Origin of the sequence: Aliivibrio fischeri, assembly GCF_009727955.1 — a bacterium.
GTDB classification, from domain to species: domain Bacteria; phylum Pseudomonadota; class Gammaproteobacteria; order Enterobacterales; family Vibrionaceae; genus Aliivibrio; species Aliivibrio fischeri_A.
This window is the reverse complement of the sequence record NZ_WOBR01000014.1, coordinates 139610-156578: the sequence shown is the minus strand read 5'-3', so window position 1 is coordinate 156578 and position 16969 is coordinate 139610. Positions and strand designations below refer to the sequence as shown.

General features: G+C 39.2%; 11 protein-coding genes, 1 pseudogene and 2 riboswitches. Of the genes and pseudogenes, 9 read left to right on the top strand and 3 right to left on the bottom strand.

The window, feature by feature from the left end:
- The first annotated feature begins 402 nt into the window (after window positions 1-402).
- From GNP81_RS18255 to thiH, 9 genes and pseudogenes are all read left to right on the top strand, one after another.
- On the top strand, window positions 403-3156 hold the full coding sequence (locus tag GNP81_RS18255) for a M16 family metallopeptidase (RefSeq protein WP_155673736.1): 2754 nt from the start codon (window positions 403-405) through the stop codon (window positions 3154-3156).
- A gap of 82 nt (window positions 3157-3238) precedes the next feature.
- The gene (locus GNP81_RS18250; RefSeq protein WP_155671900.1) at window positions 3239-3433 is read left to right on the top strand and encodes a hypothetical protein; all 195 of its coding nucleotides are present in this window, start codon (window positions 3239-3241) and stop codon (window positions 3431-3433) included.
- Between the two features lie 104 nt (window positions 3434-3537).
- Window positions 3538-3606, top strand: a riboswitch (Fluoride riboswitch).
- Between the two features lie 126 nt (window positions 3607-3732).
- On the top strand, window positions 3733-5112 hold the full coding sequence (locus tag GNP81_RS18245) for a voltage-gated chloride channel family protein (RefSeq protein WP_155671898.1): 1380 nt from the start codon (window positions 3733-3735) through the stop codon (window positions 5110-5112).
- 270 nt (window positions 5113-5382) lie between these two features.
- Window positions 5383-5495, top strand: a riboswitch (TPP riboswitch).
- 181 nt (window positions 5496-5676) lie between these two features.
- Window positions 5677-7611: a phosphomethylpyrimidine synthase ThiC gene (thiC, locus tag GNP81_RS18240; RefSeq protein ID WP_155673735.1), complete on the top strand. Its 1935-nt coding sequence runs from the start codon at window positions 5677-5679 to the stop codon at window positions 7609-7611.
- A 67-nt stretch (window positions 7612-7678) separates the two neighbouring features.
- Window positions 7679-8341, top strand: a pseudogene (gene thiE, locus GNP81_RS18235) (thiamine phosphate synthase); the annotation flags it as partial.
- Complete coding sequence (locus tag GNP81_RS18230) at window positions 8334-9167, top strand: HesA/MoeB/ThiF family protein (RefSeq protein WP_336495377.1); 834 nt, start codon at window positions 8334-8336, stop codon at window positions 9165-9167. The pseudogene thiE and the gene GNP81_RS18230, both read left to right, overlap by 8 nt.
- Window positions 9160-9372, top strand: coding sequence for a sulfur carrier protein ThiS (gene thiS / locus GNP81_RS18225; protein WP_155673734.1), 213 nt, complete (start codon window positions 9160-9162; stop codon window positions 9370-9372). The genes GNP81_RS18230 and thiS overlap by 8 nt, the downstream gene beginning before the upstream one ends.
- Before the next feature lies 1 nt (window position 9373).
- The gene (locus GNP81_RS18220) at window positions 9374-10144 is read left to right on the top strand and encodes a thiazole synthase (RefSeq protein ID WP_155671891.1); all 771 of its coding nucleotides are present in this window, start codon (window positions 9374-9376) and stop codon (window positions 10142-10144) included.
- Window positions 10145-10154: 10 nt separating this feature from the next.
- A complete protein-coding gene (thiH, locus tag GNP81_RS18215; RefSeq protein WP_155673733.1) occupies window positions 10155-11270 on the top strand; it encodes a 2-iminoacetate synthase ThiH in 1116 nt (371 codons plus the stop codon).
- 117 nt (window positions 11271-11387) lie between these two features.
- Here thiH and GNP81_RS18210 read toward each other — a convergent pair whose 3' ends face one another.
- From GNP81_RS18210 to GNP81_RS18200, 3 genes are all read right to left on the bottom strand, one after another.
- Window positions 11388-13835 (bottom strand): family 20 glycosylhydrolase, encoded by a 2448-nt coding sequence (locus GNP81_RS18210; RefSeq protein WP_155673732.1) that lies wholly within the window; start codon window positions 13833-13835, stop codon window positions 11388-11390.
- Window positions 13836-14094: 259 nt separating this feature from the next.
- Window positions 14095-15888: an aminopeptidase P family protein gene (locus tag GNP81_RS18205; RefSeq protein WP_155673731.1), complete on the bottom strand. Its 1794-nt coding sequence runs from the start codon at window positions 15886-15888 to the stop codon at window positions 14095-14097.
- A gap of 101 nt (window positions 15889-15989) precedes the next feature.
- The gene (locus tag GNP81_RS18200; protein WP_155671883.1) at window positions 15990-16955 is read right to left on the bottom strand and encodes a LysR family transcriptional regulator; all 966 of its coding nucleotides are present in this window, start codon (window positions 16953-16955) and stop codon (window positions 15990-15992) included.
- Window positions 16956-16969: the final 14 nt, after the last annotated feature.

The window sequence follows — 16969 nt, the reverse complement described above, 5'->3', positions numbered from 1 at the left end:
AGCCTTTTTGCTATCTGTGGTTTAGGAAAAGAGCCGCGGATTCCTCCACCATAAGAACGCGCGTGTTGGGAGTTCGAATCTCTCCACCCCTTGCCATATTTAAAGAAGGCTTGTATCGAAAGGTGCAAGCCTTTTTGCTTTTTGTGGTTTTAGAAAAGAGCCGCGGATTCCTCCATCATAAGAACGCGCGTGTTGGGAATTCGGGTCTCTCCACCTCTGCCATATTTAGAGAAGGCTTGTATCGAAAGGTATGAGCCTTTTGTTATTTGGGGTTCGAGAAAATAAGTGAGACAAACACCTTATTGATAATAATAACTATTTGCCTTTATGTCTTGCAATTATGTCTAATTTATATTCAGATACGTAACTTATAAAATATAAATATAATTACTAGGATGTATTATGAAAGGTTATTGGTTGGCGTTTATTGCTTGCTTGTTTATATCAGGGTGTGCAACCACATCAGTTACAGAACTAAAACCTGATCCTCGCTGGGTTAGTGGTCAACTGGATAATGGGTTCCGTTATCATATTTATCCTGATCGAGAAAAAGAAGTATCTATTCGTTTTATTGTTCATGCAGGCTCATTTCAAGAGACTCAAAATCAAAAAGGTTATGCTCATTTTGTAGAGCATATGGCTTTTAACGGTAGTGAACACTTTTCACAAAATGATGTGATTTCTCTATTTGAAAATGCAGGTTTAAGTTTTGGTGCGGATATTAACGCTTACACTTCTTATGCTGAAACCGTGTATAAACTTGATTTGCCAGATAACTCTCAACTTAACAATGCGCTTATTTGGATGAGAGATATTGGTGATGGTATTGAACTGTCATCTAAAGAAGTAGAAAAAGAGAAAGAGGTTATTCTTGGTGAGTTTCGTTATTCAAGATTAGAAGATAAACCTATTTCGGCTCAGTTTTATGAGCATATGACTGCAGATACTATTTATGAAAGTAGCGATCCAATTGGAAATAAAGAGTCGGTTTTATCTGCGTCTTCAACACAACTCGCGGAGTTTTATCAGCAGTGGTATCAACCTCAATTAACCGAAATTGTTATTAGTGGCGATGTTACTCTTGAAGATGCGATTACACTGATAACTAAACATTTTGAAAGTTGGAAGAAAGGTTCTTCAGCTGTAAGTACGATGCCATTAGAGCCTCTAAATCAAAATGACTTTATTGCTAAAGTGGCAAGTGGTGAGCCACCAAGTATTGCTCTGGTTATTGATCGTGGTGATTTTAGAGTAAATACAAGAGAACAGCAGAATCAACTATGGTTAGATGAAATTGCTCATTCAATTATTCAGCAAAGGTTAGGTGGTGTATTCCTTGACGCTGCAATGCCTGTTCAATGGATTTACTCGACGGATTACTATGTATCTGATCAGCGCTATTTTATTTCTTCAGTCTCATTTCCTGCTAGTTATAGAACCCAAAGCCAAACACTATTTTTAGATACGTTAGCTTCATTACGAGATCATGGTGTGTCACATGGTGAGTTGGATAACTTACTTCAACCTTATCATTATCAACTTGATAATCTTGATGCAAATCTTGAAAACTTAACGCCTTATGATCATGTTGAAAACAGAGTTAATGGTGTTGTGAGTCAGCAGATAAGTCAATCCAGTTTAGATTACAAGGCAAGTTTGACGTCATTTTTAGCAGCGACAGATTTGAAGGTTGTTAATGATCATATTGATGAGTTGCTTTCGTCTTCATACCAATTTGCTATTGGTGTTGATGCCGTTGAATCTCTCTCTCAAATAGAATTAAGTATTCCTGAGTTAAAGTCTGTGTATGCAAAATCAGGAAGTGAACCATTAATTAATAATGTTAGTGCTGCTTTTCCTGTTCCAATGACCAGTGGAATGATTTTGTCTGAAACTAAATTATTTGAGGGCGTTGATTTAACTCGCTGGACGCTGGATAACGGTTTGAATGTTCTTTATTTGAGAAAACCTGACGCTGGTGATGAAGTTGTGTTTTCGTTAGCAAGCCAAGGAGGAATCGCAGCATTGCCTCCAGAGTTGATACCTGCAGCCAATATTGCGATACCAGCAGTGACTCGTAGTGGCCTTGGTAAATTCACAGGTTCTCAATTAGATGCTCATTTGAGAAATGAAGGCATTGAGCTTTATCCTTTTATTAACTTTACTCATCACGGCCTTGAAGGAATAACGGATAAGGAAGGGCTTGCTGAGACATTCGCTGTAATCACTGCAATTATGTCTGAAATTAAGGTTGATGAAGGGCAGTTAAAAGCCGTTAAGCAGGAGTTTGAACAAAACAGAGATGCTTATATCTCTACATCTCTTGGTCAGTTTACTAAAGCTATTAATAGGAACACTTATTCTTCTACTAATCGACATCAACTGCTTGATGGTGATGATGTAAATCTCGTTACTAGTGAGCAGATTAAACGAGTACATCAGATATTATTTCAACAGAATCGTAATTATCAGCTAGTGATTGTAGCTGATCTAAAATCGTCTGAGTTAAAACCATTACTTCGTCAGTACTTAGCAAATATAAGATTAGATGCTGCAGAGAAAACAAATTACGCCGTTACTTACAAGTCAGACTCTGTATCGAGTATTCGTATGGCGGTAAATACTGAACAAAATAGTCATTATATCTCTCAGTTTATAGCGGTTCAGGGCTTAGAAAATCACTCTGCAAAATCCATTTTTATACAGGATATGCTGCAAAGAATAGTATCTAAGAGATTGATGCACTATGTTCGAGAAGAACTCAGTTTGGATTACGCTCCATATGCGCTTATGGTGAACGCTGACAGTGAGTTTAAGCCTCACTGGGTTATGGGTGCACAAGTAGATCCTAAGAATGCAGAACTTATTGAATCAGCCATTGATAAGGTAATAGAAGATTTATTACGTGGGGTAACAGAAAATGAAGTTAATGCTGCAGCTAAACAGTTAGTGGTTGATTTAGAACCATTAAAAAATAACAGTAATCAACAAGCATGGTTGTTAAATCGTTACACTATACATAACTATGGAATTGAAGCGTTATTTGATATTTCGAAAACAGCGAACTCAGTGAATGCCGATGATATAAACAGATTAATCAAATCTTCATTTGGTAAAGATAGTCGTCAATTTAAGTATCTATCGACACCAATTTAAGTTTTTTTGTGATCTATATCTTGTTTTTTAGGGCGTAGATAGTAAAATCGCTGCTTAATTAATCATCTAGGGTTTTGTTTAAATGGGTTACGATTTAGGTACTGTTTATCTTGGTCAAATGGCTGCAAAAAAAATGCTTAACGAAGAAATGTATGGCAAACAGCAACCAAGAACAAAGAAAACAGCAGTAACAAAAAAACTTTGGAAAGGATTCGAAAATGTTAATACTAAAATGGCAAATATGGTGAGTGGATACGCTCCAGTATTAACTTGGTAAATGACTTACTGAATAGTTTGAAAGGGCATACCTAAGGTGTGTCTTTTTTATTTGCCATTTGAAAACGATAGGAGTAGCATTCCGCTTGTTGTTTGGTTCTTATGCCAAATACGGGTGATGGATTTCCACCTTTAACCGCTCTATTTTTTAGAGATAATGATTCCTACTATAGCGTTACCCTGATCAGTGAATCTGATCGTATTGGGGTAGATCCGTCTATAGTAGAGCAGTTTGTTATTTCTCTTCTCTTCTAAGATCGTCTATCCTTTTGTTTAACCATTATTTAAAGATAGAGATCCATGGCACATCCTCTTAATCGAAATTTTCAAAACTTATTTCAAGTAGCTCGTTGGTCATTACTAATTTTACCTGTTGCTTTATTGGTAGGGTCATTTAATGCATTTTTCTTATGGTTACTAAGTGAAGCGACGCAAGCTCGCATTGCGAATCCATGGTTGATTTACTTATTGCCGGTTGCAGGTTTAGCTATTGTTTATAGCTACCGTAATTGGGGGAAAAACTCAGCTGGTGGCAATAATTTGATCATGGATGAAATTCATCAGGCTGGTGAGGGTGTTCCTGTAAGAATGGGGCCGTTAGTTCTGTTTACTACAGTTATTACTCACTTATTTGGTGGCTCTGCTGGTCGTGAGGGGACTGCTGTTCAAATTGGTGGAGCAACAACGGATTGGTTATCTAAAGTCTTTAAGTTATCTGAAGATGACCGAAAAATGATGTTAACTGCTGGTGTTGCCGCTGGTTTTGCTTCTATTTTTGGTACGCCTTTTACTGGGGCGATCTTTGCTCTTGAAGTATTGTTTATTGGGCGTATTAAATTCAATGCCATTATTCCTGCGCTATTGGCTGCTATTTTAGCTAATGTGGTTGCTTCGGCTTGGGGTGCTCATCATACGCATTATTTAATTAACTTTGATCAGGTTAGTACCTTGTTTGGTCATGCTGTTGATATTGATCTTTTATTAATGGCTAAAGTGATTATTGCAGCAATTGGTTTTGGTATTGCTGGCTATTTGTTTGGTGAGTTAACTCATGGTTTTAAAGATCTGTTTAACGCAACATTAAAGAACCCATACTTGATTGTTGTTGTGGGTGGTTTGATGGTTATAGTCATTACTCAATTACTTGGCAACTATGATTACATTGGTATTGGTGTCTATCCAAGTCGTGATGGTGGTGTAAGTATTACGTCTGCATTTACCGAAGGTGGAGCAGAGTGGTATAGCTGGATTTTAAAACTGGTATTAACTGCGATTACTCTTGCTGCTGGATACAAAGGTGGTGAAGTAACACCGCTGTTCTTTGTTGGTGCCACGTTAGGTAATTTCTTAGGTTGGGTGATGGGTGCTCCGGTTGACCTATTTGCAGCTCTGGGGTTCCTTGCGGTATTTGCAGCTGCAACCAATACACCATTAGCTTGTACGATTATGGGCGTGGAACTGTTTGGCGCTGAGCATTTACCTTATTTCGCATTAGCGTGCTATACGGCTTATTACTTTAGTGGTCATACTGGTATTTATTCTTCACAACGTGTTGCCGTGTCTAAAACATTAGAGCATGGTCGCGATCATGATGGCCTAAATAAAATAGGATCATATCGTGAACATAATTCATCGTCATTAAAACACCTAGCGAATAAGCTAACGAAAAAAGATAAATAGTTTCACGTGAAACGAATGTAGATTAAAACCTAATGTGCTTCTCCACAAAAAAGAACATTGTATTTGGTGGTGTAAGAGTTACGGATGACAAAGGTGGTTTTTTGCTGCGAAGCACACAAGGTTTAATATGGATTGTCGATGTGCAAAGATCTATATGCGTTGATTCACAAACTCAGCCAACCACTTGATAACTTTTTTCTCTTCCATTTCATTTCTTGCATACTTTCTTTATACTCCGAACACGTTCAGATTTTGATTCAACGATCTGAAAGAAACTTGTCGGAGTGCTTAGTGCTTTTTAAAGTACGAGCTGAGACCGCAGTGCGGGATCCGTAGAACCTGATCAGGCTAATACCTGCGAAGGGAACAAGAGACAATTTACATCTTAGTTTATAAAACTATATCTATAGATTTAAAGGTACAGCCGTAGCTGAATTTTAGCTGCTATTTATTTTTTATGGATAAAGGATACAGTCAGATACTCTCTGCGGCATAAATTAAGAACCTCTTGCTACAACTCAAATCCGACAAGCAATTATTCTATTTTTATCAAGGAATTTTGCTATGTCGTCAAGTCGTAAACAAGCACGTTTAGATGCTAAAACCAATATTGAATCGTTATCGGTTCAGCCATATCCAAATTCAAAGAAAGTCTATATTGAAGGCTCTCGTCCTGATATTCGCGTTCCTATGCGAGAAATTTCGTTAGCTGACAGTCTAGTTGGTGGTATCAAAGAATCTCCCGTTTTTGAACCAAATGAACCTATCCAAGTTTATGACACTTCTGGTGTGTATACTGATCCAAGCTACGATATCGATGTATACAAAGGATTACCTAAGTTACGTCAAGAATGGATAGAAGAGCGAAATGATACAGAGCTACTTGATGGCGTTAGTTCTGTTTATTCGCAAGAGCGCTTAGCGGATGAAACCCTTGATGAACTTCGTTATGGAAACTTACCAACAATTCGTCGAGCGAAACAAGGACAATGTGTCACTCAACTTCATTATGCTCGTCAGGGAATCATTACTCCTGAAATGGAATACATTGCGATTCGTGAAAACATGGGCCGTCAAAAGTTTGCAGATGAGCAACTTAACCATCAACACCCAGGCCATAGTTTTGGGGCTAACTTACCAAAAGAAATCACACCAGAATTTGTGCGTAAAGAAGTAGCTGAAGGGCGCGCAATTATTCCATCAAACATAAACCATCCAGAAGCAGAACCAATGATCATTGGTCGTAATTTTTTAATTAAGGTCAACGCGAATATTGGTAACTCATCGGTGAGTTCATCGATTGAAGAAGAAGTGGAAAAGCTAGTTTGGTCAACGCGTTGGGGCGGTGATACGGTGATGGATTTATCTACGGGCCGAAATATTCACGAAACTCGTGAGTGGATTCTACGTAATAGTCCGGTGCCAATTGGTACGGTTCCAATGTACCAAGCTCTTGAAAAAGTGAATGGTGTAGCCGAAAACCTAAACTGGGAAGTGATGCGAGATACCTTAATCGAACAAGCTGAACAGGGGGTTGATTACTTTACCATTCATGCTGGTTTATTGCTTCGCTATGTACCAATGACAGCAAAACGTGTCACAGGAATTGTATCTCGTGGCGGCTCTATTATTGCTAAGTGGTGTCTTGCTCATCACCAAGAAAGCTTCCTTTATACACACTTCCGTGAGATCTGTGAAATTTGTGCTAAATACGATGTGGCCTTATCTTTGGGTGATGGATTGCGTCCAGGCTCTGTTGCTGACGCTAATGATGAAGCGCAATTTGCTGAATTACGAACTTTAGGTGAGCTAACTAAAGTTGCGTGGGAATACGATGTTCAAGTCATTATTGAAGGTCCAGGTCATGTTCCTATGCATATGATTAAAGAGAATATGGATGAACAACTTAAACATTGTCATGAAGCGCCATTTTATACACTAGGGCCACTAACGACAGATATTGCTCCTGGATATGATCACATTACTTCAGGTATTGGTGCTGCCATGATTGGTTGGTACGGCTGTGCCATGTTGTGTTACGTAACGCCAAAAGAACATCTAGGTTTACCAAATAAAGACGATGTGAAGACTGGCTTGATTACTTATAAGTTAGCAGCACACGCAGGGGATTTAGCCAAAGGTCATCCAGGTGCTCAAATCCGTGATAACGCCTTATCAAAAGCCCGCTTTGAATTCCGTTGGGAAGACCAGTTTAATCTGTCTCTTGATCCTATTACCGCTCGTGAATATCACGATGAAACCTTACCGCAAGAATCAGGCAAAGTTGCTCACTTTTGTTCAATGTGTGGGCCTAAGTTCTGCTCAATGAAGATCTCACAAGAAGTCAGAGAGTACGCTAAAGATTCGGAACAAGTTGCTTTAGACCAAGCAATTGAAATTAAGATGATAGATGACCCTCTAGAAGGGATGCGTCAAAAGTCAGAAGAATTTAAAGCGTCTGGGTCTGAACTTTATCATCCTGCAGTTGAAGCTGAATAACGATGATAATAAGGGATGTTTCACGTGGAACATCCCTTAGTTTTGTATACGGAATTGAGGTGAGACAGCAATGTTTGCATTCCCTAATATTGATAAAAGTAAGTTTGGTTTATATCCCGTAGTTGATGATGTGTCGTGGATAGAAAAATTATTAAAGCTCGATGTAAAGACAATCCAATTGAGAATTAAGAATCCAGAACAAGCAGACTTAGAGCAACAGATTATAAAAGCGATTAGGCTTGGCCGCGAATACGATGCTCAGGTGTTCATCAATGACTATTGGCAGTTAGCTATTAAGCACAACGCATTTGGTATTCATCTTGGACAAGAAGACATAGAGGTTGCTGATTTACAGGCGATTGCTGAGGCGAATATTTGTCTTGGTTTGTCGACACACGATGATAGTGAACTATTAAAAGTAAAAGCCTTAAATCCAAGCTATTTAGCGCTTGGTCATATTTTTCCGACACCAACGAAAGAGATGCCATCACAACCACAAGGTTTGACCAATCTTGCAAAGAATCAACAATTAGCTGGTGATACTCCGACCGTTGCGATTGGCGGTATTGATCTCTCCGTTGCTAATGATGTGTGGCAAACCGGTGTTGATAGTATTGCGGTAGTTCGAGCGATTACTGAGGCTGAGGATACAGAGCAGGCCGTCGCGAAATTTAACGCCATCATTTCTGAACCAAGAAAAGGAAATCTACAGGAGGTTGCTTGTGAGTAACCAGTTAATGGAAGGGTTAAGTGACCAAGATTTTCTGCGTTATAGCCGTCAAATTATGTTGCCTGATATTGGTAATAAAGGGCAAATAGCATTAAGAAATAGTACGGTTCTAATAATCGGTTGTGGCGGATTGGGTTCTTCAGTTGGAATGTATTTATCCGCTTCTGGTGTCGGTACATTAATCATTGCTGATGGAGACAAAGTTGAATTAAGTAACTTACAGCGACAAGTGGTGTATCGCGATAACAACTTAAATCAAAATAAAGCGATGGCAATGGCGCAGCAACTTAAAGGGTTGAATAGTACAATTCATATTGAAGTGATCAGCCATAAGTTAACAGAGCCAGAGTTATCCCGTTTTATTAATCAAGTCGACGTGGTTTTGGATTGCTCTGATAATTTGCCGACACGACACGAAATTAATGCGGTATGTGTGAAGCATAACGTCCCACTTATTTCTGGCGCAGCAATTGGATGGCAAGGGCAGCTAATGTTGTTTTCAAATAACGTTACGGAAAATAACGCCTCTTGCTATCACTGCCTATTTCCTTTTACTGAAAGTCACCAAGTACAAAACTGTCAATCGTTCGGAATTGTGGGGCCGGTGGTTGGGATGATAGGAAACCTACAAGCATTAGAAACCATCAAATATCTTACACAACCGGGTTACATGAAGTGGGACTCGATTCATCAGTTTGATGGCCGATCTTTAACTTGGTCATCAATGAATATTCCAAAAGACAATCAATGTTCAATATGTTCTTCAACAGTAAGCAATGATGTTTCACGTGAAACAAACGCAATAGGAGATATTTGTCATGAGTGATTTAATTTCAATAGAGCTTAATGGTGTGCCTTATCGGGTTGAAGTCACACATACATTATCTTCATTTTTAGAACACCATGGTATTGCTACGCAAGGATGCGCTATAGCTATTAGTAATCAGATAATACCGAGATCAGAGTGGCAAAAACGTGGGTTATCACAGGGTGAATCCATCTCTTTATTTCAAGCAATCGCAGGAGGCTAACATGAGTGATTTATTAACCATGGGTGATAAGACGTTTAGATCACGTTTATTCACTGGAACAGGAAAGTTTCCAAATGCCAGCGTTATGCAAAAGGCACTTATAGAGTCTGGCTCTGAATTATCAACAATGGCGTTAAAACGTGTTGAAGTGAATAACCCTGAAGACAATATATTAAAGCCGATTGTGGATGCTGGAATTAACTTATTACCCAATACGTCTGGTGCTAAAAATGCTCGTGAGGCAATTTTCGCTGCACAACTGGCTCGTGAAGCATTAGGAACAAATTGGCTTAAATTGGAAATTCATCCTGATCCCAAATACTTAATGCCTGACCCAATTGAAACATTAACCGCAGCAGAAGAGTTAGTGAAACAAGGGTTTATTGTCTTGCCATATTGTCATGCTGATCCCGTTTTATGTAAGCGACTAGAAGAGGTTGGCTGTGCTGCTGTCATGCCACTAGGTGCGCCTATTGGTTCAAATAAAGGCATTGTCAGTCGTGACTTTTTAGAGATTATTATTGACCAAGCTCGAGTACCTGTAGTGGTTGATGCAGGTATTGGTGCGCCATCTCATGCCGCTTTGGCAATGGAACTGGGGGCTGATGCTGTGCTTGTGAACACTGCGATTGCAGCTGCAAGAAATCCAATCGCAATGGCAACTGCATTTAAATTAGCTGTGCAATCTGGCCGATTAGCTTATGAAAATGGGTTGGCGTCAGTCAACACTCAAGCCGTTGCTTCTAGTCCATTAACGGCATTTCTTGATTAAGGTGAATGAAATGACATTTACTGATGAATGGGAAAAGTTACATTGGGATGAAGTTAAGCTCTCTATCTATAGTAAAACCCAGCATGATGTTGAAAGAGCGTTAAGTAAATCCAAACGAGATCTTGAAGATTTTAAAGCCTTAATTTCTCCTGCTGCAGAAAGCTATCTTGAACAAATGGCTCAAGAGTCTGCACGATTAACTCGCCAACGCTTTGGGCATACGATTGGTTTTTACATTCCTTTGTATCTTTCTAATCTTTGTGCGAATGCATGTACTTATTGTGGTTTTTCAATGGAGAATCGCATTAAGAGAAAGACGCTCAACCAAAATGAGGTTGCACAGGAAGTGATGGCGATTAAAGCGATGAACTTTGATAGTGTTCTTTTGGTAACGGGAGAACATGAAACCAAAGTTGGGATGAATTACTTTCGTCAAACATTACCGCAGATAAAGCAGTCGTTTAATTATCTCGCAATGGAAGTTCAGCCTTTAGAGCAAGAAGAGTATGCAGAATTAAAAACCTTAGGCTTGGATGCGGTGATGGTATATCAAGAAACGTATCATCCATCTACTTATGCGGAGCATCACCTTCGTGGTAATAAAACCGATTTTAAATTTAGATTAGAAACGCCTGACCGATTGGCAAAAGCGGGCATTGATAAGATTGGAATTGGGGCGCTTATTGGGCTAGAAGAGTGGCGAACAGATTGCTTTTTTGTGGCAGCGCATTTGGATTATTTAGAGCGTCGATATTGGCAGACTCGTTACTCAATTTCTTTTCCAAGATTGCGACCATGTGAAGGTGCGCTGCAACCAAAATCAATAATGAGTGACAAACAACTGGTGCAATTAATTTGTGCTTATCGGTTGTTAAACCCTGAGGTTGAACTGTCATTGTCCACTCGAGAGTCTGAACATTTTAGAGATAATGTATTGCCATTAGGTATCACATCAATATCCGCTGCATCGAAAACACAACCGGGTGGTTATGCAAATGATGACCAAGAGCTTGAACAGTTTTCTATTAGTGATGAGCGATCTGCTGAATCTGTTTCTTTAGCGGTACAAGCGAGGGGGTTTGAACCGGTTTGGAAGGACTGGGAGCGAGGGTTTACCTCTATTTAGCATATTGTAAGCAAGCGACATCTATTAAATTGGATATAAAAATAACCTGAGAGCAGTAAATTAAAGTACTACTTAACTTTAGTAGTACTTTATTTAGTTTGTTGATTTTTAGTTCAGTTACTTACGTAACTGACGAACTAACTCTTCTGTTGGGCGAACAATAGCAACAATCATTTCATCGTACATTCCTGATGCATTTGTAGTAATAGATAATAGGTTATCTAGTTGTGTCGATGTTGGTTGTTGGCCTTTTTCAAGCTCATTAATAACTGCTAACGTTGCTTTTGCTACCTCAACATGTTTTTGGGCTAGCAGTACAGTATCTAAAGAAGATACATTATTTTTAAACATGACTTCTGATTTTTGCGCACTCTCTAAGACAGTTTGGTAATGTTTTTGTAGTGCTTTTAAATCACTCTGATCATTGATCGCCGTCTTTGCAAGTTTCATCATTTCTAATACTGCAAAACTCTCCACTGGAACTGCGTCTGCAAAGCGATTTAATCTTTCGTATTGATTGTATAGTTCTCCTTTTGGATCGGTAGAATTATACTTCGCCCAGTTACGAGCATAGTATTGGGCAGGTTCTGCATAGTTTGCAAAACTCATCAGTGCAGACACATCACCGCCGTTAGCAATACGTAAATACTGCTTATAGCTATTGGTTTGATGTTGTAAGCCAACAGAAATCGTTGCCCAGCTGTCCATTGCCTGTAGGCGTTGATACATGCTGTCTTCATCGGTAAGCTCTTCAGTTGACCATAAACGTTCAGCAACGGCATAAGTTCTAGGCCAAATTCGACCTTCAACAGTTAGGTCGTCGTAGTTCTCTGCCCAGATAGCAGCTTCACCACCAAGAATAAGTTTTTCTTCATCTTTATTTAAAGCAACAGGATAGCCACCATTAGGAGCTGGAATCACTGAGTTCTTGATTGATGAACTTGCGGTCATTTCACCTGTGGTTGGCCAGCGAACATTTCCGACTAGCTGGTAGCTTTCTTCTTTAATGTTGCCGTTATTGAAGATTAGATTAAATTCGGTGTAAGACATGAAGTTATCAAAATGACCACGGAATGACTCACCTTTGGTGTATTCCATGATATCGACTTTAGCTCGTGATTTTCCGTTGTAGTCAGTAAAGGCACGAGCATCACCATTCTTATCGGTAATGATAGTTAGGGTACCTTTACGTGGACCACCTTTGCCTCTTGGCTTCTGCCAAGTGTAGGTTTCGAATGTTTCTCCACTATGCAGTTGGTCATCGACTTGTGGTCCCTTTGGCATAGGGTCATTACGATAATGGTAGCTGGTTGGTTGTGGTTGATCTAAATAGAACCCCGTTGAAAGTAATCCGGCATAACCTTCTTTTGCTGCTCGACCAATACTGTCATGTCCACGCCAGCTTTGAATGACAATCGATGTTGGCAGATCTTTATGCCAAATCTCATCCCAGCCCATGATCTTTTTACCTTTCTTGTTTAGCATTTTTTCAATGCGTGCATTTAGGTATGACTGTAAACCACGGTTACCATCAATATTATTTTCTGCGATGAATGCTTGGATTTCTTTATTATCTGTCCATTGTTGGTAATTTGGCTCATCACCACCAATGTGAATGTATTCATCTGGGAACAGCTCAGTTACCTCACTGAATACTTTGTCGAAGAAGACATAGAGTTCAGGGTTAATAGGATTCATTAGAGGAACAAAAACACCCCAAGCGCGTTGTTGATCGTAAGATTGTTCACCTTCTCCAGACATTAATTCAGGGTAAGCATGAGCAACAGCTGAAGCGTGACCAGGCAATGAGATCTCAGGAATTACTCGAATACCGCGTAGGCGGGCGTATTCAACAACGTCTTTGATTTCTTCTTTTGTATAGAAATCACCATCGGCAGTTTTCTCCCACAGCTTAGGGTAACTTTCGATTTGAATTCGGATTGCTTGGTCATCCCATAGGTGCCAATGAAAGACATTCATTTTTGCGGAAGCAAAACCATCAATCTGACGTTTAATTGTATCAACGGTGACAAAGTGACGAGAGGAGTCAAATGAAGCTCCACGCCATGGGAAACGGGGTTCATCTTCAATATTTACTTGAGGAACAAAGTAACCCGCTTTGGATGTGTTGATTAATTGAAGAAAAGTCTCTGCACCACGGAGTGCTCCGTATGGACGATCAGATTCTAAAATGATTTGTTTTTTATTGATGGTTAATTCGTAAGATTCGTCAATATTGTTATCTTGAATTTTATTTTTGGCCGCCTTACTCACATCGATAATTAGCGTCGCTTCCTTTTTAGATGAAGCAAAAGGAGTAAGTAGTGGTAATCCAGTTTGAGCTTCTACACGTTGAATAATACGTAAGGCAAGTTGCTGAATGCGCTCTGATTTATAACCATCAATATAAATACTGAAATCACTAGTAATTTCTAATTGGCCTGAATTTAACTCTACTGATTGAGGGTATGGCATCAAGTTTAAGTCTGTATTGGGAGCTGAAGCGAGGGATGATGCACTAAAAAGAAAGCTTGAAATCGAAAGAGTTAAAAGTGTTTTTTTCATTATGTGTAGTCCTATATTCCTTTAAATTCCAAGGAAGAATTACGTATAAAGAGGATTTTGTATGTGACCAAATTATGGTTTGTATTAATAATATTGAGTGATTTATTGTTAGTTAGATATTGTGGCGCAAAATGTTTGTATCTGTGAAATAAATTACATAATAAATTTGAACTGTAACCATGTTTCACGTGGAACATATATTTTTTACTAAAAAAATGCCACGTAAATACGTGGCATTTTATTGTTGTATTTTAATGAATTAGCTTTCGTAGCTTAATTCAGCGGTCGCTTGTTTAAGCCATTCTTTTACTTCGCCATCAACAAGAGGACTAACGTCATTCCAAACTTTCTGATGATAGTTATTCAACCACGTTAACTCTGGACGATTTAGCATATCAACATTGATCAGACGCTTGTCGATAGGGCAACGTGTTAAAGACTCAAATCCAAGAACCGAGAAGTCACCTTTAGTTTCAATTTCAACGACTAGTTCTAAGTTCTCAATACGGATACCAAACTCGTCTGCACGATAATAACCTGGCTCATTAGAAAGCACCATTCCAGGAAGAAGAGCTGTATTATTTACTACTTTAGCAATACGTTGAGGACCTTCATGGACACTTAAGAAGTGACCAACACCGTGGCCAGTACCATGATCATAATCATAACCTTGCGCCCATAAATGTTGGCGAGCAAGGATGTCTAATTGATGTCCACATGTACCTTTAGGGAAGCGAGCATTTGCTAACCCGATATGGCCTTTAAGAACTAAAGTAAATTGCTGTTTAATGTCATCACTTGGTGTACCAACCGCTAATGTTCGAGTGATGTCTGTTGTGCCATCTGGATACTGACCGCCTGAATCAACTAGGTATAAACTGTTCATTTGTAGTTTACCTGGTTCAGGTTGGTTTTGATGATTGTAGTGACACATTGCCGCATTACCAGCAGCTGCAGAAATAGTATCGAAACTTAAATCAGCCAGAGAGGGATCTTCTTCACGGAATGCTTGAAGTTTGTCTGCTAAAACAGCTTCGTCGTGTAAAGTGCCAGCTTCAATTTCTGCGTCAAACCAAGTTAGGAATTTAGCCATAGCTGCGCCATCACGAATATGACAAGCACGCATGCCAGCTTTTTCTGTTTCGTTTTTAGCGGCCTTTGGTAGTAAACATGGATCAGATGCTTCAACGATTTCTGCGTTTGCATTGCTTAAGACTAATGACATCCATGCGTTTGATGTTGCTGAGTCAACCAAAACTTTTTTACCTGCAAGTGATTCCAAGGTTGCTTGCAAAGCATCAGGTTGGTGAACTCGAACACCTTGGCCAACATGAGCATTAAACTCTGCAGGAAGACGTGAAGGATCTAGGAAAAAATCAACACTCTCATCTGCGTGAATAATGGCATGAGAAAGCAGTACTGGTAGACGAGAAACATCCAAACCACGGATATTCAATAACCAACAGATGGAGTCTAGTTGTGTTAATAGTGCTGCGTCTGCTTTTTTCTTTGAGACTTCTTTTGCAATTTCTTTACGCTTATCTTCAGAACTTTGACCGACAAATTCTAATGACATTAAACGCACATCAGAGACTTTAACTTCTGGACGGTCTAACCATAATTCATCAATAGGGTTGGTGGCGATAGCTTCAAGAGTGACAACGCCTTCAACATTTTTTGATGCTGTTTTTAGCCATTGAGCTGTGTGCATGCGTGGGTCTATTGCCACTTTTGAACCCGAAGCAAGACTGTCTTTAATCCATTCAAGTAGTGGTTCTTCATGTAGGTGACGATACTCAAATACATCTGCAGGCACTTGTTTACGAACTTGAACGGTATAACGGCCATCAACAAAAATAGCCGCTTTTTCTTTAGTAATAACAGCGGCGCCGGCAGAACCAGTAAAACCAGTAACCCAATGCAAACGTTCGTTATGCTCTGGAATATATTCACCTAGAAATTCATCTTCATGAGGAATAATTAAGGCATCGAAATCTTGTTGAACAAGCCATGTACGTAGTTGTTCAACACGCTGAGAAGTTTGTGGGTGCATCTGAGTGTCCTTTTATACCTGTGATTAGTTGGTATGACTCTGTCCGTGTGTACGAGGCAGAAATTATCTATGTTATTTTGTAGAGTTATAACCTAGCGCTTTTAGTGTTCATCTGCAATTGTTGATACTGATAAATCTTTGCAGTGATTAATAATGGTATTACGCAGCCAACAATTCGCAGCATCATTCTCTTTTTGTTGATGCCAAAATAGGGTGTATGCCATTTGAGGCAGTTCGGTTGGTAAAGGTAATACAACTAAATTTAATTGTTTTGCTATTAGTTTTATAAAGTGACTTGGTGCGGTAAAGACCAAATCGGTATGAGTACATAAACTCGCTGCACTATTAAAATCAGGAACAATAATGCCAATGCTACGCTCAAGTCCTCTGTCTGCTAGTTTGTAATCAAGAAGCCATTGGTCTTTTCCGTCACAACGCACCTGAACATGACGTTGCTGTAGATAGGTGTCTAACGTCCATTCTTGTTTTAACACGGGATGATCGCGGCGAACCAGACACATTTGGCTATCTCGATATATTTCTTTGCAGCAAATATCTTCAGGTGTATGCATGGTGATATTAGCGTATTTAGGATCGAGATCTTTGCCAGTAATGCCTATATCCATTTCTCCTGATTGCAGCTTCTTTATGGTATTGGTATCCCATGCATGAGTATCTAACATGACATTTGGAGCTTTATTTAAAATGTAAGACATGAAATGTGGAAGCAGTAGTGGATAAGTACTTTCTACCAAACCTAAACGAAATCGATAATGGCTGCTTTGTGGATCAAAATTCGATGCTTCGGTAATACTTTCTAAGTGGCTTAGTAAAGTATGAAGTTGCTCTTGAAGGTTTCGTGCTTTCGCTGTGGGTTGTAAACCATAAGCGGTTCGAGAGAAAAGAGGGTCATTAAATTGTTCTCGTAATTTGGCTAAGTTTTTACTGACGGCAGATTGGCTTAAACACAAACGTTGAGCAGCACGAGTAACACTTTTTTCTTCTAATAATAAATGAAGTGTAAGAAGCAAATTGAGATCAATCTTTGTCAGTTTTTCAAAAAACATAGAGATATTCCAAA